Annotated in this window: 27 protein-coding genes; 12 read left to right on the top strand and 15 right to left on the bottom strand. The window is 66.4% G+C overall.

What is annotated here, in order from left to right:
• Window positions 1-56: 56 nt before the first annotated feature.
• Window positions 57-1282 (bottom strand): IS3 family transposase gene (locus BH708_RS03145; protein WP_245353966.1). Its coding sequence is split into 2 segments (ribosomal slippage): window positions 57-997 and window positions 997-1282, totalling 1227 coding nucleotides; the frame shifts between segments, so codons are not numbered across the junction.
• Window positions 1283-1764: 482 nt separating this feature from the next.
• On the opposite strand from BH708_RS03145, the gene BH708_RS03135 reads away from it, so the two are divergent.
• From BH708_RS03135 to BH708_RS03125, 3 genes are all read left to right on the top strand, one after another.
• The gene (locus tag BH708_RS03135; protein WP_076806551.1) at window positions 1765-2235 is read left to right on the top strand and encodes a helix-turn-helix domain-containing protein; all 471 of its coding nucleotides are present in this window, start codon (window positions 1765-1767) and stop codon (window positions 2233-2235) included.
• Window positions 2236-2434: 199 nt separating this feature from the next.
• Window positions 2435-3139 (top strand): alpha/beta hydrolase fold domain-containing protein, encoded by a 705-nt coding sequence (locus BH708_RS03130; RefSeq protein WP_172805732.1) that lies wholly within the window; start codon window positions 2435-2437, stop codon window positions 3137-3139.
• 501 nt (window positions 3140-3640) lie between these two features.
• Window positions 3641-4690, top strand: coding sequence for a DUF6545 domain-containing protein (locus BH708_RS03125; protein ID WP_076806547.1), 1050 nt, complete (start codon window positions 3641-3643; stop codon window positions 4688-4690).
• A gap of 303 nt (window positions 4691-4993) precedes the next feature.
• Here BH708_RS03125 and BH708_RS03120 read toward each other — a convergent pair whose 3' ends face one another.
• The 6 genes from BH708_RS03120 to BH708_RS03095 all read right to left on the bottom strand — a co-directional run bounded on the left by BH708_RS03120 (window position 4994) and on the right by BH708_RS03095 (window position 9965).
• A complete protein-coding gene (locus tag BH708_RS03120) occupies window positions 4994-5281 on the bottom strand; it encodes a hypothetical protein (RefSeq protein ID WP_076806545.1) in 288 nt (95 codons plus the stop codon).
• Complete coding sequence (locus tag BH708_RS03115) at window positions 5278-6711, bottom strand: DapH/DapD/GlmU-related protein (protein WP_076806543.1); 1434 nt, start codon at window positions 6709-6711, stop codon at window positions 5278-5280. Before BH708_RS03115 ends, BH708_RS03120 begins: the two co-directional genes overlap by 4 nt.
• A 74-nt stretch (window positions 6712-6785) precedes the next feature.
• Window positions 6786-7295: a hypothetical protein gene (locus BH708_RS03110; protein WP_076806541.1), complete on the bottom strand. Its 510-nt coding sequence runs from the start codon at window positions 7293-7295 to the stop codon at window positions 6786-6788.
• Between the two features lie 69 nt (window positions 7296-7364).
• The gene (locus BH708_RS03105) at window positions 7365-7943 is read right to left on the bottom strand and encodes a hypothetical protein (RefSeq protein ID WP_076806540.1); all 579 of its coding nucleotides are present in this window, start codon (window positions 7941-7943) and stop codon (window positions 7365-7367) included.
• 49 nt (window positions 7944-7992) lie between these two features.
• Window positions 7993-8760, bottom strand: a complete 768-nt coding sequence (locus BH708_RS03100; RefSeq protein ID WP_076806538.1) for an HNH endonuclease family protein — start codon at window positions 8758-8760, stop codon at window positions 7993-7995.
• A gap of 47 nt (window positions 8761-8807) precedes the next feature.
• Entirely contained in the window at window positions 8808-9965 is a 1158-nt protein-coding gene (locus BH708_RS03095; RefSeq protein WP_076806536.1) for a hypothetical protein, read from the bottom strand.
• 890 nt (window positions 9966-10855) lie between these two features.
• On the opposite strand from BH708_RS03095, the gene BH708_RS03090 reads away from it, so the two are divergent.
• The 7 genes from BH708_RS03090 (at window position 10856) to BH708_RS03060 (ending at window position 17131) form a co-directional block, all read left to right on the top strand.
• Window positions 10856-11215, top strand: a complete 360-nt coding sequence (locus BH708_RS03090) for a helix-turn-helix transcriptional regulator (protein ID WP_076806534.1) — start codon at window positions 10856-10858, stop codon at window positions 11213-11215.
• 5 nt (window positions 11216-11220) lie between these two features.
• Window positions 11221-13179, top strand: a complete 1959-nt coding sequence (locus BH708_RS03085; protein ID WP_253705549.1) for a cation-translocating P-type ATPase — start codon at window positions 11221-11223, stop codon at window positions 13177-13179.
• A complete protein-coding gene (locus BH708_RS03080) occupies window positions 13176-13823 on the top strand; it encodes a thioredoxin domain-containing protein (protein ID WP_076806532.1) in 648 nt (215 codons plus the stop codon). Before BH708_RS03085 ends, BH708_RS03080 begins: the two co-directional genes overlap by 4 nt.
• Window positions 13804-14439, top strand: coding sequence for a vitamin K epoxide reductase family protein (locus BH708_RS03075; protein ID WP_076806530.1), 636 nt, complete (start codon window positions 13804-13806; stop codon window positions 14437-14439). The genes BH708_RS03080 and BH708_RS03075 overlap by 20 nt, the downstream gene beginning before the upstream one ends.
• Before the next feature lie 63 nt (window positions 14440-14502).
• Complete coding sequence (locus BH708_RS03070) at window positions 14503-15102, top strand: TlpA disulfide reductase family protein (protein ID WP_076806528.1); 600 nt, start codon at window positions 14503-14505, stop codon at window positions 15100-15102.
• A complete protein-coding gene (locus BH708_RS03065) occupies window positions 15099-15941 on the top strand; it encodes a cytochrome c biogenesis CcdA family protein (protein ID WP_076806526.1) in 843 nt (280 codons plus the stop codon). Before BH708_RS03070 ends, BH708_RS03065 begins: the two co-directional genes overlap by 4 nt.
• A gap of 362 nt (window positions 15942-16303) precedes the next feature.
• Window positions 16304-17131, top strand: a complete 828-nt coding sequence (locus tag BH708_RS03060) for a C40 family peptidase (RefSeq protein WP_076806525.1) — start codon at window positions 16304-16306, stop codon at window positions 17129-17131.
• Window positions 17132-17230: 99 nt separating this feature from the next.
• Here BH708_RS03060 and BH708_RS03055 read toward each other — a convergent pair whose 3' ends face one another.
• Together BH708_RS03055 and BH708_RS03050 are read right to left on the bottom strand one after the other, a co-directional pair.
• Window positions 17231-18163, bottom strand: coding sequence for a cation diffusion facilitator family transporter (locus BH708_RS03055; RefSeq protein ID WP_076806522.1), 933 nt, complete (start codon window positions 18161-18163; stop codon window positions 17231-17233).
• The gene (locus BH708_RS03050) at window positions 18163-18537 is read right to left on the bottom strand and encodes a helix-turn-helix transcriptional regulator (RefSeq protein ID WP_076806520.1); all 375 of its coding nucleotides are present in this window, start codon (window positions 18535-18537) and stop codon (window positions 18163-18165) included. Before BH708_RS03050 ends, BH708_RS03055 begins: the two co-directional genes overlap by 1 nt.
• Window positions 18538-18703: 166 nt before the next feature.
• Here BH708_RS03050 and BH708_RS03045 point away from each other — a divergent pair, with 166 nt between their 5' ends.
• Window positions 18704-19357 carry a copper resistance CopC family protein gene (locus BH708_RS03045; protein ID WP_083713238.1) on the top strand — a complete coding sequence of 218 codons (654 nt, stop codon included), beginning with the start codon at window positions 18704-18706 and terminating at the stop codon, window positions 19355-19357.
• A 45-nt stretch (window positions 19358-19402) separates the two neighbouring features.
• On the opposite strand, the gene BH708_RS03040 is transcribed toward BH708_RS03045, so the two are convergent.
• From BH708_RS03040 to arsB, 6 genes are all read right to left on the bottom strand, one after another.
• Window positions 19403-21385 (bottom strand): cytochrome c oxidase assembly protein, encoded by a 1983-nt coding sequence (locus BH708_RS03040; RefSeq protein ID WP_253705548.1) that lies wholly within the window; start codon window positions 21383-21385, stop codon window positions 19403-19405.
• Between the two features lie 380 nt (window positions 21386-21765).
• Complete coding sequence (locus BH708_RS03035) at window positions 21766-22368, bottom strand: cadmium resistance transporter (protein ID WP_076806516.1); 603 nt, start codon at window positions 22366-22368, stop codon at window positions 21766-21768.
• Window positions 22365-22724 (bottom strand): helix-turn-helix transcriptional regulator, encoded by a 360-nt coding sequence (locus tag BH708_RS03030; RefSeq protein ID WP_076806514.1) that lies wholly within the window; start codon window positions 22722-22724, stop codon window positions 22365-22367. The genes BH708_RS03035 and BH708_RS03030 overlap by 4 nt, the downstream gene beginning before the upstream one ends.
• Window positions 22725-23086: 362 nt before the next feature.
• Window positions 23087-24427, bottom strand: coding sequence for an NAD(P)-binding domain-containing protein (locus tag BH708_RS03025; RefSeq protein WP_076806512.1), 1341 nt, complete (start codon window positions 24425-24427; stop codon window positions 23087-23089).
• Window positions 24428-24449: 22 nt separating this feature from the next.
• Window positions 24450-24878, bottom strand: a complete 429-nt coding sequence (locus tag BH708_RS03020) for a low molecular weight phosphatase family protein (protein ID WP_076806510.1) — start codon at window positions 24876-24878, stop codon at window positions 24450-24452.
• A gap of 23 nt (window positions 24879-24901) precedes the next feature.
• The gene (gene arsB, locus BH708_RS03015; protein ID WP_076806508.1) at window positions 24902-25993 is read right to left on the bottom strand and encodes an ACR3 family arsenite efflux transporter; all 1092 of its coding nucleotides are present in this window, start codon (window positions 25991-25993) and stop codon (window positions 24902-24904) included.
• 99 nt (window positions 25994-26092) lie between these two features.
• Here arsB and BH708_RS03010 point away from each other — a divergent pair, with 99 nt between their 5' ends.
• Window positions 26093-26458, top strand: coding sequence for a helix-turn-helix transcriptional regulator (locus BH708_RS03010; RefSeq protein WP_076806506.1), 366 nt, complete (start codon window positions 26093-26095; stop codon window positions 26456-26458).
• Window positions 26459-26463 lie beyond the last annotated feature (5 nt).

The following is a 26463-nucleotide window of genomic DNA, read 5'->3' as shown; positions in this document are numbered from 1 at the left end:
CCGCAGGTTCGCGAGTCACGACAATCACTTGAAGCGCCCTGGGTTCCGTTCCGTGGTTAGACGGTCGCGGGCGCGGTCGTCGTGGGGTGAGTGTAGGACGCTTCGACTTCGGCCGGGGTGCGATAGTCGAGTGCTTCGTGCAGGCGCTTCGTGTTCCACCAGGTGACCCAGTCCAGAGTGGCGATCTCGACGGCGGTCGCTGAGGGCCAGGTGCGGCGTCGGTGGATGAGCTCGGCTTTGTAGAGGCCATTGACGGTCTCAGCCAGGGCGTTGTCGTAGCTGTCTCCGACGGATCCGACCGAGGCCTGGACTCCGGCGGTGATCAGCGCATCGGAGTAGGCCAGCGAGACGTAGTTGCTGCCCCTATCGCTGTGATGGATCAGCCCAGTCCGAGACGCTTCTGCCGGGGAGGTCTGGAGGGCCTGCTCGAGAGCCTGCAGTGGCAGTGCCTCAGTGCGGAGGCTGGTGGCCACTGCCCAGCCGACGATCCTTCGCGTGAAAACGTCCGTGATGAACGCGGTGTAGCAGAACCCGGACGGGATCCGGACGTAGGTGATGTCAGCGACCCAGAGCTGATTCGGTCCGGCAGCCGTGAAGTTCCGCTCGACCAGATCAGGACGACGGTCCAGGCCACCAGCAGGGCTCGTCGTGAACACCTTTCGACCACGGCGTATCCCGCACAGACCAGCAGCTTTCATCAGCCGAGCGGTCTGGTCGCGGCCGACTTCCCATCCGGCACGGCGCATCGCGTGATGCATCTTCCGATACCCGTAGACGCCGTAGTTCTCGGCATGAATCCGACGGATCTCTTCGACGAGCACCTCGTCACGGACCGCTCTGGCCGATGCCGGGCGCTGCTTCGCGGCACGGTATCCGCGAGAGGTGAGGAACCCACGTTCCGTCGCGCCCAGGACGCGGCAGATGGCCTCGACCCCGAAGTGATCGCGATGCCTATCGATGAAGGCGATCATTTCGTCGTGGGGTGGTCGAGTTCCCTGGCGAAAAACACGGAGGCGGCCTTGAGGATCTCGTTGGCCCGCCGGGACTCGGCGAGCTCTCGACGCAGTCTGCGGTTCTCCTCCTCGAGAGACTCCGCGGGGCCGGCCGAGGGCTCGGCTGGCCCGTAGCGGTTGCACCAGATCCTCAGCGTCTCCATGCCAACGCCGAGTTGGGGCGCGACAGCACGGATCGACTCCGATCGTGGGCCACCTTCGAGTGCCTGGCGGTCGTAGACCATGCGCACGGCACGGTCACGCAGCTCCGGACTGAACTTCTTGGGCATACTCCGATTCTCCTTGCTGAGACTCGGAACGGAACCCAGGGCGCTTCACACTTGACCCTTTCTCCGGTGAGAGCTCCGCCATCGAAGACCAGATGTGTGCCGGCATGGATCCGTAGCGGATTGCGGCTCTCGTCGCGAAGCCGCTGGACGCCGACGGATCGTCGTCCGCGGCTGCAGTCTTGAGCGTGTGCTGAACCCCGGTCGTGGTGCGTCATCGGATCTCCTCCCGGGCGGGCCTACCCCTCGGTGGTCGAAGCGGCAATTGGGTGGCCATTGACCTCCCCACCCGACAAAGCGTGTCTGTAGGTGCGAGCCCACCCTTGCACCCGCATCCGTGGACCACAACCCTAGGGATGCGACCGACATCCATCGGTGCATCTATGGATTGAACCGTGACTCCGCCTGCGGTACGGTCGACACGATGGAGCTCGCATCCAGAGATGCTTGCCGTTGCCGCACGGATCGGGGAGTAGAGGCCACCCATGTCGAACGAGTCGCCCTCCGAAGGGTCACGCCCGGACAGCGTCCCGCATCTGGCAGAGCGCCTTGACCTGCTATTTCGCACCGTGCCACGCAGCGGCGGGAGCTCCGAACTCCATTCTTCCGCCTCTGTCGCCGAGGAGCTCCAGCGAGAGAACATCCGAGTCACCCCAAATCACATCCGAGCACTCAGAACTGGCCGGCGCGCCAACCCCTCGTTCCGGCTCCTCACCGGACTCGCCGAGATATTCCAAGTGCCCCTGGACTACTTCGTCGACGACTCCGTCTCCCAGGAGATCCAGGATTCATTGGAGGCACTCGTAGCGATGCGAGACACCGGAGTCCAACAGATCATGATGCGGGCACACGGAGTGTCTACCGAGAGCCTCGGCCCCGTGCTGTCGTTGCTTGATCAGATCCGACGCATGGAAGGCCTTGACCAAAATGGAAACCAGAAGGACGCGGATGCTTGACGAGTCCCCTCGGTTGAGCCTGATTGGACGCCTCATGCCAAGCATCATGCGGTTGCGAGGCTCGAACAAGAACCATCGCACGCGAGAACGAGTGCAGAGGCACCTGGATTTCAGGGTCCGCAACCCGGAAAGCTCCGACCCCCCGAAGCGACTCAGCGGTCGAGTCACGGTCTCCGAGAGCTCGGAGGAGGGATGGCGAGTGTTCACCATCTCCCCAACGACCGGGAGTACTCGCGGCACCGTGATCTACCTGCACGGCGGCGGATGGATGAATGAGGCCGTGTCGCAGCATTGGAAGCTCATCCAGCAGATCGTGGTGGAGGCATCGGTGACCGTGATCCTTCCCGTGTATCCATTGGTCCAAGCCGGGGGAACCGCGGAGTCGGTTGTTCCCTCCGTTGCCCGCATCGGAGAGCGAGCGGAACGACCATTGACCCTGATGGGCGACTCCGCCGGAGGCACCATCGCCATGTCCACGAGTCTGCTGATGAAGGAACAGGGGCTCCCCGTGGACCTCACCGTTCTGATCGCTCCGGCCCTCGACATGAGGATGGAGAACCCGGAGATCGACGAGCGCCAACCCTTGGATCCGTGGCTCGTCAAGAAGGGTCAACTTCTGCTGACCGAGATGTGGATCGGCGAGAACGGCGACGATCCGATTCTCAATCCCATCCTGGGTGATACCCGGGGCGTCGGCCGTCTCGTGGTCTTCAGCGGGACCAGAGACCTCCTGAACCCAGACACACGACTCTTCGTCCAACGCGCCGACGCCGCAGGAAAGCAGGTCGAGTACCACGAGCAGCCTGGACACCTCCACGTGTACCCGCTATTGCCCACCCCGGAGGGCAAACAGGCGCGGAGCACCATCGTCGATGCCGTACGAAGGACCACCGAGACGCGTTAGGAACGACCGATGCTTCGTCGGACGAGAAGCTCACGCCATGTACGCGATGCGCTCCGCACTGCAGAGACCATCATGCCGTCCAGCGGTAATGTCGAAGATTTGCTGGCTGGCCTCTCGAAGGTACGAAGAAGGGCGACGCATCTACTCGTCACTCCCCTGACTTCCTCGGTCTCCGGGCTGTTGATCTCGACAGCCAAGGCGGACTACGTAGTCGTCTCCGAGGGGGCCTCCCCCGAGCGACTCTGTGCAATCGTCTGCCACGAGGTCGCTCACGCACTGCTCGGGCACGACCATGGAGGTTCGCTCGGCTCGGAGCTCCTCGAGTCGGGGTTGCTGACGGGCTTGCATCCAGAGTTGGTCAGCTCCGTTGTCGCGGCCAGAAACGCATACGAACACACGTCAGAAGTGGACGCCGAGACCGTGGCAACATATATCTCGACGGAGCTGCGGCGACGAGTAATGCGAGGTGGGCACACCTATTTCGATGACCGCTGGTGGTGAATGATGCCGGTAAGCTGGCCATACATTGCTGCCGCGCTCGTCTCGACGGTTCTTGGCATCGAGCGCCTACGGCGACTTCACGGCGAACAGATTACTTTGACACAGAAGGCGCTGATCGTGTCAATGTTTGCGGTTGGGATAGGTGGAGTCGCCTACGGGACAACGTCGATCACTGCCGAATTTTACAATGTTGGGTTTGTCGTGTGGCATATCGCCGCGAGCATCTTGATCGGCGCCCTGGAGATCATCTTCCTGACCTTGCGAGCCGAGCGCGTAGATGGCGTGCTCGTGCGTCGAGCCGTGGCACGTTCGGCGATCGTGACCCTGCTGCTCGTGGTTGCGTGGGTGGAAGGGTTGCTCGACGCGGGAGTCGCCAGCTCGAACGTCATTCCAGGAGACCGGGATTTCGCCGCCATCGTGAACTTGATCATTTTCCCGCTCCATGCTATTTGGGGCCTTGCCCAGGGAGTTCGTTCCAGTGCCTCTCGAATACCAAAGGAGTTCCATCGGAGGCCCGTCAGCACAATCGCGCTTTTTATGGTGTCAATCGGTCTGGCCGGATTCATTGCGATCAACGTCATTCTCGTCGTCTTCCTTAACCTGGGGCAGACGGTCGGCATGGACAAGGTCCTTGCTTTTTCCCCTTTCGCTTTGGGTGTCTGCGTTGCGGGCGCCGTGCTCTTAGTTTTCGGAGAGAGAGTGCTGGAAGAGATATCGGCGCGGGTCGAGCTTTTCCGACTGAAGCCGCTGTGGGTTCGCGTCGTCGAGCTTACGCCACAGAAATTTCATCTCAACGTGCGCCACCTGCCCGCATCTGCACGTCTGCAGCGCGCGTACGTGGAGATCTCCGACGCAATATGCACTCTTCGCGTTGACCTGGACGGTCATCCCGACGTCGAGGCGATCGTCTCGGCATTACGCCTCGGCGAGTTCTCCGCGGATCCCTCGGCGCCGACGCTGTCGCAGGCACTTCCAGTCCGCGCGAATCGCAGAGAAGACCTGGAGCTCATCGGGGCTCTCGCGAAGGTATACCGCGAGCGAGCGCACTGAGACACCCGATTACCGGGGCCCCTCCAGGGTGCCGCTGAGCGCGCCAGCGACCGAGTCGTCGCCGCAGGCGAGGTACACGTCGATCATCACTTCGATCTGCTTGTCCGAGCTTGTCCGAGAGCTCGTGGGCAATGCGTTCGCGCGGCCAGCCGGCGGCGTCGAGCAGGTCGATGTCTTCGTGCAGCTGTTCGCAGGGGGTCAGGGTCGCGGTGAACATGGATCCTCCTCCTGTTCGATCTCGTGGTGCCCCTGGCAGTGGGCACGGAAGCTTCCTGGCAGGACGGACTGGGTTGCTGGACGGAATCAGCGCGGCGCCATCGGCAGGTAGAACGAGCCGGTGGGCACGTCTGCGCGGATGCGCAGCGCGGTGCGCTCGAGCACGCCCCAGCCTCCCCGGGCGTGATGGCCGCACCGGTACACGGGCCCGGTCGCGAAGTCGGCTCTGATCTTCGCGGCCGCCGACGGACAGCGATCGCATGGCTGTAGTTCGGAGGCGACGGTCGGGGACGGGCCGAACAGCGTGTCGGCACGCCGGGGCGGAACCGACAGCGGCGTCGCAGCGGGGACACGGGACTGGATCGTGGTGCTCATGTCCAGCCAGTGGGCGACACCGGTCCCCGGCGGGACGCTCGGGCCTCGCTCTCGCGGACCACAGCGCCACGCGGCACGTAGCCGTCATCGACGACGCGGGCGTAGGGCTCGATCACGGCGTTGTCCTCGACAACGGTCCCCTCCCCCACGTACGCAGCGTGCTCGGTCTCGACCCCGTGCCCGATGTGGGCGCCGTCGCTGATCATCGACCCGTTCAGGCGGGAGAAGTCCCCGACAGTGGCACGGTTCCCGATCTCGGTGCCCACCCCAGTAACCACCTGCGTGCCGACCTCGGCAGAGGAGCCGACGAGGGTGCGCTCCCCCAGCCGCGCGCCCGGCTGGATCCGCGCGCGGTCCATCACCTCGCAGTCAGCGTCGAGCTCGGTGGCGACGTCCTCCGGGAAACCTCCCTTCGGTCCGTCGATCTGCGCGGACTCGCCGACCTCCACGCCGTGGCGGACCCGGAACGCACCGTTCAGGGTCGCGCTGGCCCCGATGGCGACATCACCGTCCAACGTGCCGGGGCTCTCCTTCCCTCCCGCGACCGTCGCGTCCTCGCCCATCGACAGCTCGCCCCGCACGCAGGAGTTGCTGAGCGAGGCCTTGTCCGCCAGGTTGGTGCCGTCGGCGAAGCGGGACCGCTCATCGACCTGGACCTTCACCCCGTCGCCGACCTCGACATCATGGCCCCATGTGGCTCCGCCGAGCAGCCGGCTGCGGGTCCCGACCTTCAACCCGTCACCGAAGGTGCCCGCCAGTCGGCTGCGGGACCCGATGCTGGTGCCGTCGCCGAGGACCGTGCTCGCCTGGAGCTCTGCGGACTTCCCGATGGTGGACTGCTCGCCGATGCGGGCGGAGTGGCGGACCTTTGCACTTTTCTCGATCTCGCTGGCCTCCCCGACGGTGGCATTCTCGTCGATGGTCACGTTCGCACCGATGCGAGTGTCCGGCTCGATCTGCACGTCGCGGCCGATCCGTGACTCGGTGCCGACGCAGACCTCCTCGCCGAGGATCACGCCGTCTCCGAGCGTGGCGCGTGCCTGGATGGTCGAGTCCTCGCCGATCGTGACCCCCTCGCCCACCGTGATGGCTTCGACCAGCCGGGCCCCGTCTGCGATGTTCGTGCCGGCGCTGATCGTGGACCCGTCACCGACCACGACGCCCTCGCCGATTGTGACATCCGGTCCGATGGTCACGTCCGCGCCGATGACGGCATCGTCACCGACGGTGACGCCCTCGTCGATCCGGGCGCTGGGGTCGATCTCGACTTCCTCGCCGACCCGGGGGCCGGAACCGGTTCCCGACGCCGGGACCGCCACCTCGGCCTCCCCGCGCGTGACGGTCCCGAACTCGCCTCGGTTGCCAGCCTCCCCGGTGTCGCGCTTGCGCACCTTCGCACCGGTGCCTGCTCGGGTCTTCGTCGTCGCCATGATCGGCTCCCTCCTCGTGGTGGTCTCACCTGGTGGAAGTGGGCGGGACCTGCCACCAGGCCGCGGAAACCCGGTCAACCCCGGTTCTGCTGGAGCTCCTCGATCTTGTTCCGCGTCCAGGTGTTTCGACGCTTCAGGACTCGCCGAAGCGGAATGCCACCAGCAACGAGGTAACCGACGATGGCGGCAAGGCGCACCGCGGTACCCGCGTACCCCGAGTCGACGAAGTCCGGAAGGGGCCAGCTGACCAGTACCACGATGCCGAGGGTCAGGACGACTCCGAAGCCGGCGATCCAGGCGTGGAATCGGCCAGTCGCCTCGAAGTCTGCGGGAGCCCAGGCCTGGACGACAGACGCGAAGGCACGACTCATCGCGAGGTACACGGCGGCGCTGACGAGCGTGGTGACCACGGGCGCTTCCGATGTTGAGTCGCCGATCTGCCTGACCGTGTCAGGCACGCCGATGGGCACTGAAAGTGCAGCGGTGGCGATGATCGCCCCGAAGAGCGTGAAGAACCCATCGGGGTCCAGCCAGAACCCGTAGCCCTCCGGGTGGACGAGCCGCTTGATCCGGTCGTTGAACATGATCGTCTCTTCCTGTTGCAGATCGGGGGCTCTCGCAGTGGGCGGATCTGCTCAGCCATGGGACGGGGCTCATCGCCAGGACGTCGGTTCGTCCATGCCGTGCTCGCGGCCGCGGATGGGGATCACGTACTCGACGTCCTCCCGGGTCAGCTCGTCTGCGGGCAGTCCACTGTCTCCGCGCTCGACCAGGCCCGCGTGCTGGTGCCACGGGATCATGCTGCGATCCACGTCGGACCAGGTATCCCCCATCCGTACTTCGGTCTCGTCGTCGAGTTCGCCGATGCTGCCGTCGTCGCGGACCCAGCGGATGCCGCGCAGGGTGTCTTCGGGGCGTTCGAGCTCGTCGTACTCGGCAGCGATCCCGACGGCGACCGCATCAGTCGGTGCCTGTTCGGCGGCGGTGCGGCTCATCGAGTCGACGGCCATCTCGTTGACCTCAGCGCTGAGCGTCTCGTACCGCTGGAATGCGTTGTTGGCCTCGCGCTTCTTGGCCGTATACCGCTGCTCGGAGTCAGGCCCGGGTGGCGGGGTGTAGCCATCAGTGGCCGTACCAACATCGACGGCGGCCTCCCCGCGAGTCACGGTCCCGAACTCGCCCCGGTTGCCCATCTCGCCGGTCTCGCGCTTGCGGACGATGCTGCTCATCATGGCCCCTCCTGGTGATCGACGCTTCACGCCGGGGAAGTGGGCGGGGCACTCAGGCGAGGTCCTTGCAGTCGCTCTCGAGCTTCTTCAGCAGCTTGTAGTCGTCACTGGTCACCGACAGGTCATAGCTGGCCAGGACATCCACGTACTGGGCCGCATACCGGCACTGCGCGGTCTCGCTGGGCGGGTCCCAGTCGGTGTACCACTCGGCGATGGAGTCGTCGCTCTTGGACATGTTCGCCGAGGCGTCGACGGCGACAAGGTTGTCCAGGTCGTTGGCAAAGGATTCGCGCTTCTCGGCGCTCCAGTCCTCGGCGCCGGAGTACCAGGCATCGGAGAGGGAGACGATGTGGTCGATCTGGATGCTCTCGCTCAGGTCCCCCTGGATCTTCGTCCCGGTGTACGGATCGTGCAGCGTCCCGTCGGTGACCTCGCAGTCGGACCCGGCCTCGTAGGCCACCTCCACCAGGTCACGATCCAGGATCGTGTCGCGCACGTCGCAGCCGTCCCCGGTGCTCTCCCAGCCGTCGCCGAACTCAGCCCGCTCGTAGTCGTCGTCGGAGCGATCCTGCTGGGCGACATCGAGGCTCGCCAGCTGCTGCGGGTCGATGCTCGTCGCCCCGGACTGCAGCCACTGGCCCTCCGATGCGGCCTGTGCCGGGGACGAGCCCAGCAGGCTGTCGCGCACGTGGTCGAAGACCTCCGAGATGTCCGAAGTACGTGCCCCGATGGACAGCGCGGCCAGCGCCACAGCACCCAGCAGGAGGAGGAGTCGGACAAGGCCTGCCAGGCGCGATGGTCTCTTCTTCGCGGTGCTCATGTTCTCCTCAGTGGGCGAGACGTCATCCTCGCAGGACGCCGGGCCGGTCAGGCGCTAGGGCGGAACAGGTCATCGATCTGCCCGGCCACCCGGGCCCGAAGCGCCTCATCGGAGTACTCCCGCTTCGCCTTCGCATGGGCCTTCTGGCGCAGCTCGTCACGGATGGCGTCCGCATCGGTGCCGTGCTTGTCCGCCAGGGACTCCACGATCACATCGCGGCTGGACCGGTTCACCGTCGAGCCGGGGAAGTCCGTGCTGGCGTCGTCGAACTGTTCCCGGTAGGCGACGAACGAGGCCTCCTCCAGCACACCGTCTATCGCCCAGCTCCTTGCCGTCCGCTCGGTCTTCAGCGTCTCCGGGTGGCGACTCATGCCGTCCGCAACCATGAGCGGCTCGCCCGTGGAGGTCGGAGCATTGGCGGCGGCCTTCGCCTTCTTCTCCGACCGGGCAGCACGCTCCTTCTCGCGGCTGGCCTCGTCCTGCTTCTCCTCGTCGGTGAGCATCTTCGTCGGCAGGGAACGCTGATCCCCCACCGGCGCCGTCGGGTAGCAGGCCGTGCAGGCCCGGTACCCGGCATCCGCGACGATGGCCTTCTCGTCGGCCCCGGAGTAGTCGGTCATCCACGCGTACTGGGTCGTGGGTCGGCAACTCGAGCAGTTGGTGCTCGAATGCACGTGCCCGTTCGCATTCGCGACGAGGAAGGCGCGGTTCCAACCGCCTCGAATCCGGAACGCCTCCTCCAGGTCGTCGACCTGCTCACGGGCGTGTTCCGCCTTCTCCTGGTCCACCTGCGCCTCACGCAGCGGTACACGGAGTCGCCGCGCTGTCGACTCGGATGCCGCTCCGCCATCCGCCAGGGTCACCCATTCACGGGCCGCGGCCAGCACCTCCTCGTCACTCTTGCCCCAGGAGCCGCCGGCCTGCTTTCGGTCCCCAATCGCCCGGTGCAGCGCACCGAGATGCACACGCTGACGCGCGAGGGCCGACGACAGCTGCGCCGCCGCCGACTTCGCATGAACGTCGAACTCGACCGGATCCGCTGTGCGCACATCGAACCCGAACCGATTGATCAGCGCCGCACCCGCGGCGTCATCACCGCCAGCGTCAGAGGTGACCTGCACGTCGGCCTCGCCGCGCCTCGTGGTCCCGAACTCGCCCCCGTTGCCCTTCTCCCCAGTGTCCCGCTTGCGCACGATGCCCGTCATGATCGACCCCTCCCGATAGTGGATGCTCGCCCAGGAAGTGGGCGGCGCGCACCATCGGCGGGACGGAGCCGGGTCCGGCGTGTCCGTCCGGGACCGGCGGTGGCCTGTCGAGCTCGGAGAGAGGACGTGAGCGGACAGATGACGGAAGCGCCGGTCACAGTAATGATGCTGGGGACGGCCACGCCCCTCGTAGCAGCCACCGTCGCCTTACTGGCCAGCCGTGACCGCAGTCCCCGTTCCTCACTGCAGGCGAATGGGACGACTGCACGTTGATACTCCTACTGAGAAGATCGCGTTCGTTCTCGACCCTGCGCCAATCCAAGGATAAGGGCCGTCTGGAGGGTGTAATACCGGTTCCTCCCTTCCGCATGCCGGCGGTCTCGTCGCTGATGTCGAGCTCTCCGCATGCGCGCAGCCGGTCGACGATCTCGCCCATGAACGGCGCCATCCGCTTGCCCGCCGGAGTGCCCATCACCGCCCACACCTTCCGCAGCACGGCCATCACCTCTGGCCCGCACGTCGGGTTCCCGAGGCGTGGCCGGCTTTCGCCGTGTGTGCCTCGTTGGACGCGGCCTCAGCATCTGCCGCAGCGCCTTACGGGCGTGGTCCCGGTGCCATCCTATGGTCGCGCACAGCTCGTCTAGGATCACCGCGTTAGCGCCCTTGGACGCCGACCGATACCTGATCGCCACCTGCCGGGTCACCGCTTGCCGCTGCCTCATCGTTAGTCCCATGCCTCACGCTCGGCCCGCCGGACGCTGCCACGGCCCAGGACACGCCGAACTACGCGGGCATCCATCTCATGAGGCAACGAAACCATTTCGCGGGCATTCCTGATGAGTCAACGCGGGTCCTCCCGCATGGGTCAGTGAACACTGTATGGTCACCCTATGCTGACTATTGCTTCTCGCTTGGACGTCATGAACCGGTTGGGTCGCGCGATGGCCGATCCGACGCGGTCACGAATCTTGCTGACACTGCTGGCAGCTCCGAGCTATCCAGCGGTGCTCTCACGCGAGCTTGAGCTGACGCGGCCGAACGTGTCGAACCATCTGAGCTGTCTCCGGGACTGCGGGATCGTGGTCGCTGAGCCGGAGGGTCGGCAGACCCGGTATGAGATCGCCGATCCGCATCTCACCGCCGCGTTGAACGCGCTGGTCGAGGTGACTCTCGCGGTCGATGAGAGTGCAGTGTGCCTGAATCCTACTTGCTCGGTTCCGGGCTGCTGCGATGCGGAGGCACTCGCGTGAGCGCGGTGACGGATCCGCAGGTGGACAGCGTCGACGTCAGGAATGGCGACGATGACGACGGGCCCTGGTGGAAGGACCGCGAGGTGCTCCTTCCCGTGCTCTCCGGCATCGCGTTCCTCTCGGGTCTCCTTTGTGAGTGGTCCGGAGCGGAGATTCCTGCTCTGGCGCTCTTCTGGAGTGGCCTGCTCCTGGGCGCCTCAACGTTCACGCCCGGCGCGATCCGGGCGCTGTTCAAGGGCAAGCTCGGCATCAGTCTGCTGATGACAATCAGCGCAGTCGGTGCGGTGATCCTCGGCTACATCGAGGAAGCTGCGGCGCTGGCGTTCCTGTACTCGATCGCAGAAGCGCTGGAGGACAAGGCGATGGATCGGGCTCGTGGCGGACTGCGGGCGCTGTTGAAGCTGGTCCCCGACATCGCGACCGTCTCCATCGACGGTACGTGGACTCCGCTCGCCGCAAGAGATCTGACAGCGGGCCAGGTGATGCTGGTGCGCGCCGGTGAGCGGATCGCGACGGACGGGATCGTGCGCTCGGGACATAGCAGCGTGGACACTTCCGCGATCTCCGGTGAGTCGATTCCCGTCGAGGTCGAACCGGGCAATGAGGTCTCCGCAGGGGTGATCAACAACGCCGGCGCACTCGAGGTCGAGGCGACAGCAGCAGGGACGGACAACTCGCTGACGACCATCGTGGAGCTGGTCGAGCAGGCCCAAGCCGAGAAGGGCGACCGCGCCCGTCTCGCCGACCGTATCGCCCGCCCGCTGGTCCCTGGAGTGTTGATCCTTGCGACTTTGGTCGCGCTGCTCGGATCGTTGTTCGGCGATCCGGAGTTGTGGATCACCCGCGCGCTGGTCGTCCTGGTCGCCGCATCGCCGTGCGCGTTGGCGATCTCCGTGCCGATCACCGTGGTCGCGGCGATCGGCTCGGCCAGCAAGTTCGGGGTGGTCATCAAGTCCGGAGCGATCTTCGAACGCTTCGGCGGCATCCGCCACGTCGCTCTCGACAAGACGGGCACCCTGACCCGTAATGAGCCGACCGTCACCGCCGTCCTTACTATCGATGCCGTCGAGAGCGAGGTAGTGGGCTGGGCGGCCGCGCTCGAGCAGCACAGCACCCACCCGCTGGCCGCCGCGATCACCGCCGCTGCGCCCGGAGCGCCGACGGCGACGGAAGTGATGGAGCAGGCCGGCCAGGGCATCCAGGGAGTCGTCGGTGAAGCGGTGATCACGGTCGGAAGCCCGCGCTGGCTGGCATCGGGCGCCCTCGCGGAGCAAGTGGAGGAGCTCGAGGCTCAGGGGATGACTGTGGTGATCGTGCACCACAAGCATGAGCCGGTCGGCGCGATCGGAGTGCGCGATGAGCTGCGGCCAGAAGTTCCCGAGGTGATCCGCACCCTGAGCGGACGAGGCACCGGGATCACCATGCTCACTGGAGACAACCTGCGCACCGCGCAAGCCCTCGCGAACCAGGCCGGGATCAGCGATGTGCGGGCCGCGCTGCGCCCCGAGGACAAGGCCGCCGCGGTCAGTGAGCTCTCCCGTACCGCTCCGGTGGCGATGATCGGAGACGGCATCAACGACGCCCCGGCACTGGCCGCCGCGGATATCGGGATCGCGATGGGTGCCACCGGTTCGGATGCAGCCATCGAGTCGGCCGACGTTGCGTTTACCGGGCACGACCTGCGTCTCCTCCCGGCCGCGTTCGACCATGCCCGTCGTGGACGACGCATCATGAACCAGAATATCGTCCTGTCGCTGCTGATCATCGTCGTGCTCCTACCTCTTGCACTGAGTGGCGTCCTCGGTCTCGCCGCGGTCGTCCTGGTCCACGAGGTCGCCGAGGTCGTCGTCATCGCCAACGGAATGCGCGCTGCTCGGACGCGCAGACGCGCCGCTTCGCAGGGGTCATACAGCCTCGTCAGAGAGGATCTGCGAAAGTCGACGACCACAGGAGGACAGGCATGAGCAGGAGCGTCAAGCTCACCCTGGGACTGATTGCCGTGGCCGCCGTGGTTTTCGCAGGGTTCGTGATCTTCCTGGACCCGAAGGAAGACCAGGCCGATTCCTCGGAGGCCACCGGAGCCGCGACGGGGCAGCTCGTGCGAGAGGACAGCCCGCGGCTGTCGGAGGGTGGCGAGGCCGTCTTCGTGGAGTACCTCGACTTCGAGTGTGAGGCCTGTCTCTCCCTGTATCCCGCGGTCGAAGAGATTCGTGCCGAGTACGGCGACCGGGTGACTTTCGTGGTGCGGTACCTGCCATTGCACGGAAATTCTGTCGAAGCCGCCAAGGCGGCTGAGGCCGCCGGGGAGCAGGGCGAATTCGAGGCCATGTACAAGGCGCTGTTCGAGAACGCCGACGAGTGGAGTCATCAGGAGACGTCGCAGCGGGAAGCGTTCTTCGGGTATGCCGAGGAGCTCGGGCTCGACATGGAGCGCTTCGAGCAGGTCTATGACGATCCGGCCACCCTCGCGCGCATCGAGCAGAGTGCTGCCGACGCCGAGGCGCTCGGTGTCACCAGCACCCCCACCTTCTTCGTCGACGGGGAGCGCCTGGAGCCTACCCGGGTCGAGGACCTCACGGATCCTCTCGATGCCGCGCTCGAAGGCTGACGGCCCGGCCGCCGGGTCGCCTCGGGATTCGAGGGCGCCACGCGGTCTGGGGATGCTCTTCACGGTCACCGGCGCAATCGGGCTGGTCATGGCCGTCGTGCTGCTGATCGAGAAGATTGCACTGATTGAGGACCCCAGCTACGTCCCCTCGTGCAGCCTCAATCCGGTGCTCTCTTGCGGCTCGGTGATGGACACCCCGCAGGCCTCGGCCTTCGGTATCCCCAATCCGATCCTCGGCATCGCCGGTTTCGCGGCCGTTCTCGCCCTCGGATTGGCGTTTCTCGCCGGTGCCCGCGTGGCGCGCTGGATGAGTGTGCTCATCCAGGCGGGCGTGACCTTCGCGGCGCTCTTCGTGCAGTGGCTGATCGGGCAGAGCCTCTACGAGATCGAGGCACTGTGCCCATACTGCATGGTCGTGTGGGCAGTGACGATCCCGTTGTTCTGGTTCACCACGATCCACCATCTCCGTGCCCTGGCAGACAGATTCACCCCGGCCATACGGCGGGCCGCCCTTCTCGTGATCGAGTTCCGTGTCCCGGTGCTCGTGGCCTGGTACCTCGTGATCCTGGCACTCATCGCCGTGAAGTTCTGGGACTACTGGTCCACGCTGTTCTAGGCGCGGGAGCGTTCGTCCTGCCCACCACCGGTCCCCTCACGATCTTCATGAAGGAGCGAGTACATGCGCGCCCACTCCCGGCGACGGATTCTTTACGCCACCAGCTGCTTGGTCGTCACTGGCCTGGTCACTGCCTGCGGCAGCACTGATACCGGGGATCGATACGCCTCCGGGGACGACGGATACGTCTCCGGCAACGGCGTGACCACCGAGATCGCTCCCGCCGATCGCACAGAACCCGTCGAGTTCACCGGGAACACCTATGACGGCGAACGATTCGACTCCACGGAACACTGGGGATCGGTGCTCGTGGTCAACGTCTGGTACGCCTCCTGTCCGCCATGCCGGGTGGAGGCCCCGGATCTGCAGGCGATCCACGAGGAGTACGCCGACCAGGGCGTCTCGTTCATCGGGATCAACGTCCGCGACTCGGCAGGGCCCGCCGCGGCCTTCGAGGAGACCTACGGCATCACCTACCCCTCGCTGCCGGACTCGGACGCAGAGATCATGTACCAGCTGCGCGGCCAAGTCGCGCCCAACGCTGTTCCGACGACTCTCGTCCTTGACCACGAGGGCCGCGTCGCGGGCCGGATCTCGGGGGCGATCAGCCCCTCCATCCTGAGATCGATGCTCGACGCCGTCCTCGACGAAGGAGCCACGTGACCAGCAACGGACTCGCAGAGACCTTCCAGTCGATCGCCCTGTCCGGGTCTCTTCTGCTGGCCATCACGGTCGCCATGATCGCGGGCCTGATCGCGTTCCTCTCACCGTGCGTGCTGCCCATCGTGCCGGGCTACCTCAGCTACGTCTCCGGACTCGCCGGACAAGGACCGCAGGCCACCAAGCCACCCCGGGAAACGCCTGAGAACATCGGGAATGCGAGGCGATCGCCCAGACTTTCCCGCGTAGGGACTGGGAGGATGCTGAGCGGCAGCATGTTGTTCGTCGCTGGCTTCACGGTGGTATTCATGGCGCTGGGCGGGTTCGCTGGCGCAATGGGGTATCTGCTTCAGGCGCACGCGGTATGGATCAATCGGGTCGCGGGCATCATCGTCATGTTCATGGGACTCATTTTCATGGGAGCATTCCCCCGCTTGACAGGAAATCTCCAGGTTTCCAGGAGACGCCCTGATGCGGGCCTTCTGGGAGCCCCGTTGATGGGCTTCGTCTTCGGGTTGAGCTGGACACCATGCATCGGCCCCACCTACGCCGCGATCATCGCCCTCTCCCTCGACGCCGGCGCCGATGGAGGCTCTGCGACGCGGGGCGCGACGCTGGCGCTCGCGTACTCGCTCGGGCTGGGCATCCCCTTCGTCCTCAGCGCGCTCCTGCTCGACAAGGCAATGGGCGTGAGCAGGGCACTTGCACGACATCGCCGCCTCATCGGAATTGCGTCCGGGGCGCTGCTCATCGCGATCGGCCTGCTGCTGCTCACGGGAACGTGGGCCTCGTGGATGGACCAGCTGCAAGGCTCCATCGCCACGTTCCAGCCCATCGTGTGAGCCCAGCAAGGCTTCTTCTCCTGCCGATGTGCTGCCTGATGACCGACGGGGTTCGCCCACCTCGACTGCGACTCGTGACGTCGACCCCATCGCGGCATCGGGGTTCAGTAAGCGGCATCGGGGTTCAGTAAAGAGAAGGTATGCCCCCGGGGCCTATGCCGCGATGGGCTTCAAGAGCAGGCGAAATCGTTGGTCGGGGTCGCTCATAACGCTATTCAGCGGTCGTCTCGATCGGTACGTTGGTTCCACCGGTGACGAGGGACGAGATGTTCTTCCCGACGCATGCTCTGCTGTCGACGTTACCGCGACCCCATGCCAGACGACCCCGTGCATAAACTCGGGGATATACACGGAGAAAATTCATGGCCACGAGCAATTCCCATCGCGCGGACGGCCGCGCAGTCACCCCTCTTCGCCCCAGCGGACGCGCCCTGCGCGGCACCGGAGGCGCCGCCGTCCTCGGCACCGTCCTCCTCGGCTCCGCCTTCGCCAGCGGGGCGGCACAGGCGGCACCCACGGCTCCGGCCACCGCGCCGTCCGCGGTCTCTCAGGCCGTCGCCCCCGTTGCTCCGGCCCCGGCGCAGGCGCTGGACTCCTCCGAGAAGCTTCGCTGGGGATCCCAGGGCGCCTCGGTCGAGCAGCTCCAGTCCGCACTGAACGATGAGGGTGCCTCACTCGCCGTCGACGGAAAGTTCGGCCCGCTCACCCATAGCGCGGTGAAGGACTACCAGCAGAGCAACGACCTGCAGGTCGACGGCGTGGTGGGCCCCGAGACGCGCGGCTCGCTCAACGGTTCCACCCCGGCCGTCAGCGGTGGCGGCGCGTCAGTTCCTGCGCCCGCATCCTCCGCCAGCAGCACCGGGCAGGCGATCGTCGACGCCGCACGGACCCAGATGGGCGCCGCCTACTCCTGGGGCTCGAGCAACCCGGGCGTGAGCTTCGACTGCTCCGGCCTGACCCAGTACGCCTACAAGCAGGTCGGCATCGACCTTCCGCGCACATCCGGCCAGCAGGTCGACGCCGGCACCCAGATCTCCAAGTCCGAGGCCCAGCCCGGCGACCTCGTCGTGTGGCCCGGACACATGGGGATCTACGCCGGCGGCGACAAGGTCGTTGATGCAGGCCGCTCCCCCGGCGCCGTCACCGAGCGCACCATCTGGGGCAATCCCACCTTCGTCTCCTTCCGCTGAGTCCAGCGACTCACCGCGGCGCGCAACCCACCCCCGGGTGGGCTGCGCGCCGCTTTGTCGCATTCCCCCGCGGCCAAGAGATGTGCGGATCGGTGGACGCTACGCGTGCAGGGTGCGCTCGGATTCACGACGATGCACGGACGGGCTCTCCAACTGGATCGTGGCGTGCTCGAACGCGATCGGGAAGTGCGTCCTGACGCAGAGATGGACCTCTTCGAGGATCCCCAGCGCGTGAGCCGACTCGAAGCACTCCTCCCCCACGACGACGTGCGCCGAGAAGATCGGCAGATTGCTCCCGATCGCCGAGGCATGCAGGTCGTGGACGTCCTGGACGTGTTCGAGCGCGAGGATGTGCTCGCGCACCTGATCGAGATCAATCCCCTTCGGGGTGTACTCCATGAGGATCCGCAGCGTCTCGGCCATGATGCGGAACGCTCGGGGCACGATCAGCGCAGCGATGAACAATCCGGCCAGTGCGTCGGCCTGTTGGAACCCAGTCACCTGGATCACGATCGCGGCGGTGATCACACCGAGCGACCCGAGAGCGTCATTGAGGACCTCAAGGAACGCGGCACGCATGTTCAGGCTCGAGTCCTTGCCTCCGGTCAGGACGAGAATCCCGACAATGTTCGCGACCAGCCCGATCACACCGAAGATGAGCAGCTCTCCCGAGGGGACCTCCGGGGGGTCCGTCAGTCGCGAGATGCCCTCGACGGCGGTGTAGGTGCCGACCACGATCAAAAGCGTGGCTTGAGCCAAGGCCGCCAGTACCTCGATACGAGCGAACCCCCAGGTTTTGCCGCTGCTCGCCGGACGCAGCATCATCGTCGCCGCGATCAGCGCGACGAGCAGACCGGAGGCGTCGACGAGGGCGTGCGCCGTGTCCGTGAGCAGGGCAAGACTTCCGGTGACGACGCTCCCGATCGCTTGTGCGAGCACGATGACGGTCGTGATGGCGAAAGCGATGGCGAGTCGCGTCCGGGCGGTGCTCGGCCCGCCGGCGCCGTGTGAGTGGTCGTGTCCCGAGCTCATCAGAGGTCCCCGTCCTCGAGGTCCTCGTGGTCGCGGTGGTTCTTCAGGGACAAGGTGGTCCCGGATGTCTCGAGCAGGTCGTCCGCCACCTCGAGCAGGTCGGTCAGCCGGCGCAGATCGGTGAGGGCGAACCACGAGGAACGGCCTTCGGTGCGTGCGGTGACCAGACCGCAGTCGCGCAGGCACGAGAGGTGCTTGCTGACGGTCGACTGGGCAAGGTGCATGTGCTCGACAAGGTCGCGAACCCGGTGCTCACCGGTCGAGAGGTGCTGGAGGAGGGCCAGGCGCGTCGGTTCGGCAAGGGCATGGAAGAGCGCGGCGTGGCTGTCTGCGACCTCGAACTGGGGCTCGGCCAGGAAAGCATCAATCGTCATACGGCGATGATATCGCTGTTTGGGCTAATGTGAAGTGGTGTAGTCAGACGAGCCGATCCTGGGAAACGCTTCCGTGGGTGTCTCGTGGCACGCCGCTACACTCGATGCGCCCCGGTCACGGGGACAAACCCGCCCGCAAGAGGGGTCATCCGAAGAGGGGAATGTTATGACAGCGGACACGACAGTTGCGCGCAGGGCCACCAAGGCGTCGGTGCGGGTCACGCTGGCCAGCCTTGTCGGGATGCTCGCCGCCGTGCTGATGCCGCTGGCGGTGCCCACACTGTTGCCCGCAGCATCGGCGCACGACTCCTTGATCTCGTCGAGTCCGGCTTCCGGCGAGAGCTTCGAGCAGGCCCCCGAGACGCTCGAGCTCACCTACAGCGACGAGGTGCTCAACCTCTCCCCGGTCGTGCGATTGACCAACTCCGCCGGCGAGGAGATCTTCACCGAGACGCCCACCGTGTCCGGCAACACGGCCTCGATCGATCTACCGGCGCTGCCGGCCGACGACTATCAGGTCCAGTGGCGTGTCGTCTCCTCGGACGGTCACCCGATCGAGGGCACAGTCGACTTCACCGTAACGGTCGGCGCCGAGGCCACGGACACAGCAGACTCCGGGTCAGATGAGGAGGCCCCGACCACCGGCACGGGCGAGCCGAGCGCCGAAGCCACCCCTGTCGAGCAGGCAGATGCATCGCAGAGCGAGAGCGGGCTCCCCCTCGGCATGATCCTCGGCGGCCTCGCCCTGCTGCTGGTGCTCGCCGTCATCGGCGCGATCGTCGTCCGCCTGCGCCGCAACTCCGGTCACCGCACCGACTGACCCGCCTCACCCCCTGACCATCGGGAACCCGCTGAGGGCCCCGCATCACGACGAGCCGGGCCGAGGCGCTGAGCGAGTTCGCTGCCGCGCCGCAGCGTCACGATCGGCCGAGAGTTCTTCGCTGGGTCGGCGCGAACGCGGGATCAGTGCGCCGTGCAGGACCGCCAGCACCAGCACCATCGCCAGCAGCAGCCAGCCACCGAGTCGTTGATCCCCGAGCGCATCGGCGCCCCAGGTCCGCCCCATGGCCGCGAACCAGTCGGGCTCCACGACCGGGAGCGCCAGCGCCAACACAATCGCCAGGCCAGCAAGGACGCCGGTCCCCACAGCAAGGGCCACCCAGCGCTCCACCCTAGCGACCCTGCCACCGCCCAGCGCCCTGCCCTGGAATGGCAGTGCCACCGCAGCGCCGACCACCACGGCGGCCGTGAGGATGACCAGTCGGCCCGGCGCGGTATGCAATCCCGCGCCGAGTGCCGGTGTCAGGTAGATCGCCGCGAATCCCGCCGCGCCGAGCAGCGCCAGCGCCGCCGGATGAGTGAGCCACTGACCCACGCGAGAGCCCGGCTTCCAGTCGACGAGCTCGCGCAACCCTGCAGACCCATCCGACCGAGGAGCGATCCGCTCCCGCACGAGGTCACCGAAACGACCGGCGACCAGCAGCGGGGCCGCCACCAGAGCAAGCAGGGCGTGCTGGCCCAAGTGCGCAGAGAACTGCACCGGCGCGTACACCCCCGGCGCCCCGCTGGTTGCCCAGAGGATGACCGCGCATCCCGCGATCCACGCCGCCGTCCTCGCCACGGGCCAGGTCCGCCCGCCTGTCTCCGGCACGAGGCGGCGCATCCGCACCCAGAGGTAGATGACAGCGAGACCGAGGGCGAGCGCCATCCCGGCGACGTCAACACGCCAGGTCGTGAGCAGTGCCGTCAGCTCGGGCGGAGCGGGCAAGGGGTAGTCGGTCAGCGCCTCAGCCGTCGAGGTGACCGGTTCGGGCTCGTCCGGCACCGGAGGCGCCGAGTTCGATAATGCGGCAGCGAGTCCGGTCGCCGCGGCGATCAGGAAGACTTCTCCCGCGGCGAGCCACAGGAAGTCTCTCCGGCGGTCCGAGTCCCGCAGCCGGACCAGCACCCGACGGCGTTGCCACCAGCCTGCTCCGCCCAGCAGCACCAGCAGCGCCGTCTTCAGCACGAGCATCCACCCGTACGCCGTGGTCACGAGATCCAGGGGGGCGGAGAGTCGGACCAGGGCAGAGGCGACGCCGCTAGCGGCCAACGCTCCGTAGCAAGCAAGTGCCAGGACGCTGAATCGTTCGGCGGCATCCCCCAGTCGTGCTCCGAGCCGCCCCGCGAGCAGCACGAGCAGCACCAGGCCGCCCAGCCACACTCCGGCAGCCACGAGGTGCACGATCATCGCGCTCGTGGCCGCCTCGTGAGAGGACTGCCCCGAGGCATGCCCCGTCATCGACTTCGTCACCAGCGTCGCGAACACCAAGCCCAGCGCGACCAGCAGCCCCGTTCGGGACCTCACGATGATCAGCATCGTCGAGGCGGCAGCGACGAACACCGCGCCGGCGAGCTGGTACTGACCGAGTTCGAGCCGGGTGATGTACATCAGGAGATCGGACCCGAAGCGCGGTGAGAAAGGGGCCTGGCCCGCCGCCAGGGCGTAGCCGAGGACCATCCGGACGACCAGCAGCACTGACCACACCATTGCCAGGACCATGCCGATGTCGAGCGCCCGCTCGTACGACGGATGGAACCGAGATACCTCAGCGTGATCCTGATCAGCCTCCGACGCGGACGGTTCCGCACGACGGGGCAGCACGACGAGCGCCAGCACGAGGCACGCCACGGTCGCCGCACCGACCACATCACCAAGGACATCGACGACCGGCAACCCCCACCGCACCATCGGGCCAGCATCGATGAGCTCCACTGAGGCAGGCGCCCCTGCCATGGCGGCCGCGATCACCGTCCACAGAACAGCCCACGGCGCCGCAGCACAAACGACGAGGACCCTGGTGCGCATCGAGCTCACGAGCTCGTCCCGCAAAGCGTCTTGGCGCCCGCTGCGCGAGCCGGCGAGACGACCGTCTCGGCGTCATTGTCTGCCATTCCGTTCGCCGCACGGGAAGCCCCTCGGCGCGCACCGATCATCAACATGCTGTCCAGTCTTCCGTTCACCGTTGCGCCAGCTACTCCACTAGCCCCGGTCAGGCTAGCCATCGACCGGCGCGCCCTGGAACTCAGACGCGCTCACCATGAGCAAGCCCTCCCCGTTGAACGGCGGGAGCTCGGCGGGACTCAGGTCCGGTCCACGCTCAGTCGATGCCGACGTGACCAAGCGTCCCGAGTCCAAGATCCGACACTGATCTGTCGAGCCCGGGACCTGTGTTCGCTTTGGCTGAGTCAGAGGCCGAAGGCTCCGCCGCTGACGAGGATGACGATGCCGAGACCGATGAGAACGATGGGGAAGAGGATGTGCTCCCAGCGTTCGAGGACTTCGGCGATCGGTGGACGGGTGGCGACGAGTTTGGCCAGTACCACCAAGACTGCAACGAGTGCGAGGAAGACGATGCAGTAGGCGGCCACTGCGAGAGGCTCCACGCTCAGGAAGACCGGGGTGTAGACACCGATGTTGTCGCCGCCGTTGGCGAAGGTGACGCCTGCGACCGTCCACGCGCCGACCTTCTTGCCGGCAATCTTGGCGTCGTCGTCATCGTCGTCATCGCCTCCGCGCCATGCCTGCCACGCGGCCCAGAGACCGAGGCCCAGAGGGATGAGTCCGAAGTACGGGATGGCGGCCGACGGCAGGAATGCTCCGGCGCCGATGGTCACTAGAACAGCGGCACCGAGGATGCCGACGAACCCGAGGTACTGCCCGGCCAGAATGCGGGCGGTGGTGCCGCGCTGGCCCGCACCTCGGGCGAAGAAGAGGGAAAGCACGATGATGTCGTCGACGTTGGTCGCTACGAACAGACCCATCGCCTGCAGCACCGAGGCGAGGATCATGCGCGCTCCCCTGCTGCATCGCATCCGGGAACGGAGCAGGCAGAATCGATGCACGGGGCATGTTCGTCCACCGCGAGGGTCGCATCGACCAGTGCCGTCAGGGCCTGCGCCAGGTGGGAGTCGGCAATCTCATAACGCGTCCGACGACCCTCGGGCTCGGCGACCACGATCCCGCAATCCCGAAGGCACGCAAGGTGATTGGACACGTTGGGGCGGGTCAGATCCAGATCTCGGGCCAGTTCCGCCGGGTATGCGGGCCCCACGAGCAGAGTCAGGATGATCCGGGACCGGGTCGGGTCGGCCAGCGCGCGACCCAGCCGGTTCATCACGTCGAGACGGGAAGCAATAGTCAGCATGCACTGAACTATATACCAACTACTGAACAGTGTGACGCTGGCGGCCAGGTGAGCCCGAACTCGCTTCCCCGACGATCGAGGCCTCGTTCCGCCACGCCGAACGTCATGGGCTCCGGCGAGCACTCGAGCGTCTTGTGCTGGCTGCGACTTCGTGGTCACCAATCATGATCGGTTGATCCAGGAAGGAACCCGTCCGAAGTGCTCTGGTATTCGGCGTCACCGATATCTGCGACGCACAGCCCGAAGGGCCCCGCTGCCTACCTGGCGAAGCCACGGCGGGTTCAGGCCTGGTCGACGCGGCCGGGGGCGGAACAGGACCGGCGGTCAGCGGGACGATCGGCAATCGCCGTTCGGCTGGTGAGTCATCGCCCGACAGAAAGCTCGATCAGTTGCGGGCTGCTACAGCAGGCGTCGACAGCTGGCGCGGGGGCGTCGCAGCTGCCGCCGAGGTCGGTGGTGCACACGCCGGTCTCGGGCAGTTCGAGGTGGACGGCGTCTGCTGCTTCACGATCGCCGGCAAGGGCTGCCGCAATGGAGCGGACCTGTTCGTAGCCGGTGGCCATGAGGAAGGTGGGGGCGCGGCCGTAGCTCTTCATGCCGACGATGTAGAAGTTCTTCTCCGGGTGGGAGAGGACGCGCTCACCGTGGGGCTCGACGGATCCGCAGGAGTGGAACTCGGGGTCGATGAGCGGTCCCAGCTGAGCGGGTGCCTCGACGGCCGGGTCCAGGTTCAAGCGGAGCTCGGAGAGCATGCCGAGCTCGGGACGGAACCCGGTGGCCGGCACCAGCACACCGACACTCACCTCTCGCTCCCCGTCCGGGGTCACAGCGTGAACGGTCAACGAGTCCTCGAGGCTGAAGCGGGTGATGGTGAACGAGGTGAGGACTTCGATGCGTCCGGAGTCGACCAGCTTGCGCAGCCGGGAGCCGAGTGCCCCGCGCGCTGCGAGCTCGTCCTGCTCACCGCCGCCGTAGACGCGGGTGAGGTCAGCGGTGCGGACGGCCCAGATGATCGTGGTGGCAGCGTCCAGTTCTGCGAGGTCCAGCAGGGTGTTGGCGGCCGAGTGGCCCGCACCCGTCACCATGACGCGCTTGCCGACGACGCGCTCGCGATCACGGCCCTGCACGTCTGGCAGCGGCGGCGTGATGCGACCCGCGGCGAGGGCCTGTCGTTCACCGGGCGCGAGGAGCCCGGCCTGGCCCAGCGGGTTGGGAGTGGACCAGGTGCCGGACGCATCGATGACAGCAGAGGCGAGGACGTCTTCGCTGTGCCCGTCGCTGGTCTCGATCCGGACGAGGAAGGGGGTCTCCTCTCGGCGTGCGGTGCGGGTCTTGTCGACGCCGGCACGGGAGACAGCGGTGACACGTGCGTCATAGCGGATCGACTCAGCGAGCTGAGGAAGCTGAGCGAGGGGCTCGAGGTACTGCTCACGCAGTTCGTGCCCGGTCGGCAGAGCATCGGCGTCGGGGGCGGTCCAGCCGCTGGCTTCGAGGAGGCGCTGAGCGGCAGAATCGAGGTTGTACTGCCACGGCGAGAACAGCCGGGTGTGCCCCCAGCCGGTGATCGCCGCTCCGGCTGCGGGCCCGGACTCAAGAACGATGAAGGGCAGGTCGGGCTCGTAGAGGTGGGCGGCGGCGGCCAGACCGATGGGTCCGGCACCGATGATGACCACGGGATGCGAGGTGGTGGAGGTGGTGAGCATGGGATCTCCTAGGTGTAGTTGGTCAGTTCGGGGACTGGGTGAGGTCGGTCAGGAGCGCGCGGACGTGGCCGTCGATGTCATCGCGCACCAGGCGCATGCGTTCCATCCCGTCGATGCCGCGCTTCGAGGGTTCATCGGTGTGCCAGGTGGTTACCAGAGCGGTCACGCCCTCGACGGGCTCGATGACAGCTTCACCGCCGATGACGACCACCTGATCGACGCCGCGCAGCAGCTCCGGAGTCACCAGCTGCGGAACAGCGGAGGACATGTCCGCACCGACCTCGGCGATCGACTCCGCCGACTGGGCATTGATCGCGCTGCCGGGGCGGGTGCCGGCGGAGTGAACTTCGACGGCATCTCCGGCGTGATGGCGCATGAGGGCCGCGGCCATCTGGGACTTGCCGCCGTTCTTCACGCACACGAACAGGACTGCGGGGCGCTTCGTGGACATCGCGAGGTCATCCTTCTGCTGGGTCATCGGGTGGGGACGGTGGAGTCGCCCGGGAACAGTCGCCGCCCCATCGCGAGGGCGACGTATACGAGGGCCACGAGGACGGGGACCTCGATCAGCGGACCGACGACACCCGCAAGGGCTTGACCGGAGGTCACGCCGAAGGTGCCGATCGCGACGGCGATCGCGAGCTCGAAGTTGTTGCCCGAGGCGGTGAAGGCGACGGTCGTGGACTTCGCGTAGTTCAACCCAATCGCCCGTCCGAGCAGGAATGCGCCGAGGAACATGACCACGAAGTAGACCAGCAGCGGCAGGGCGATGCGGGCCACGTCCCCCGGGGCGGAGAGGATCGCGTCGCCCTGGAGGGAGAACAGCAGCACGATGGTGAACAGCAGCCCGTACAGCGCCCACGGGCCGATCTTCGGGAGGAACCGCTCCTCGTACCAGGTGCGGCCCTTGACGCGCTCCCCGATCACGCGGGTGAGGAACCCTGCGACCAGGGGGATGCCGAGGAAGATCAGCACGCTGAGGACGATCGCGCCGATCGAGAACTCGGCCGAGGTGGTCGGCAGCCCCAGCCACGAGGGGAGCGCCTGGAGGTAGAACCAGCCCAGGGCACCGAAGGCGATCACCTGGAAGACAGAGTTGATCGCGACCAGGACCGCCGCAGCCTCCCGATCCCCGCAGGCGAGATCGTTCCAGATCAGCACCATGGCGATGCAACGCGCGAGCCCGACGATGATCAACCCGGTACGGTACTCCGGCAGATCGGCCAGGAAGATCCATGCCAAGGCGAACATCAGGGCCGGGCCGATGATCCAGTTCAGCACCAGCGATGAGATCAGCAGACGCTTGTCCGCGCCGATGCGGCGAGTCTCGTCGTAGCGGACCTTCGCGAGGACCGGATACATCATCACCAGCAGCCCGATCGCGATGGGCAGGGAGACGGACCCGATTTTCACTGCCTCCAGAGCCGTGCTGAGGCCAGGGATGAACCGTCCCAGCAGGAGCCCTACGACCATCGCGGCCAGGATCCACACCGGTAGCCAGCGGTCCAGGAAGGACATCTCCTTCATCACGCGTGGCTGGTCCACGTCCTTGGTGGTCGTACTCATCAGTGTTCGGGACCTTCCATCGACGGATATCGATGCGAACGCTATGCTGTACATCGATGACTGTCAATGTATCGATGACTGTCAATGTAAGGTGAGGGCATGTCCACGACAACTGAGATCGCTTCTGCCGGACTCGACGCGGGCCGCGAGACCGAGGGGTGCTGCACGCTGTCGTCCGGACCGGTCAACAGCATTGACGCGGAGAGACTCGCCACCCTGCTGAAGGCCCTATCCGACCCCACCCGCCTCCGGCTCCTCTCCCATGTCGCGGCCCAGGGCTGCGATTCGGTCTGTGCGTGCGACCTCACCGAACCGCTCGGGATCGGTCAGCCGACCGTCAGCCACCACATGAAGAAGCTCGTCGACGCCGGCCTGCTCACGCGCGAGCAGAAGGGTCGCTGGGCTCACTACTCCGTCGTCCCGTCGGCCTTCGCCGAGCTCCGCGCTTTCCTCGATATCGCCTGATTCCC

The sequence above is a fragment of the Brachybacterium sp. P6-10-X1 genome, assembly GCF_001969445.1.
GTDB lineage: Bacteria > Actinomycetota > Actinomycetes > Actinomycetales > Dermabacteraceae > Brachybacterium.
This window is presented reverse-complemented; position numbering and strand designations above follow the sequence as displayed.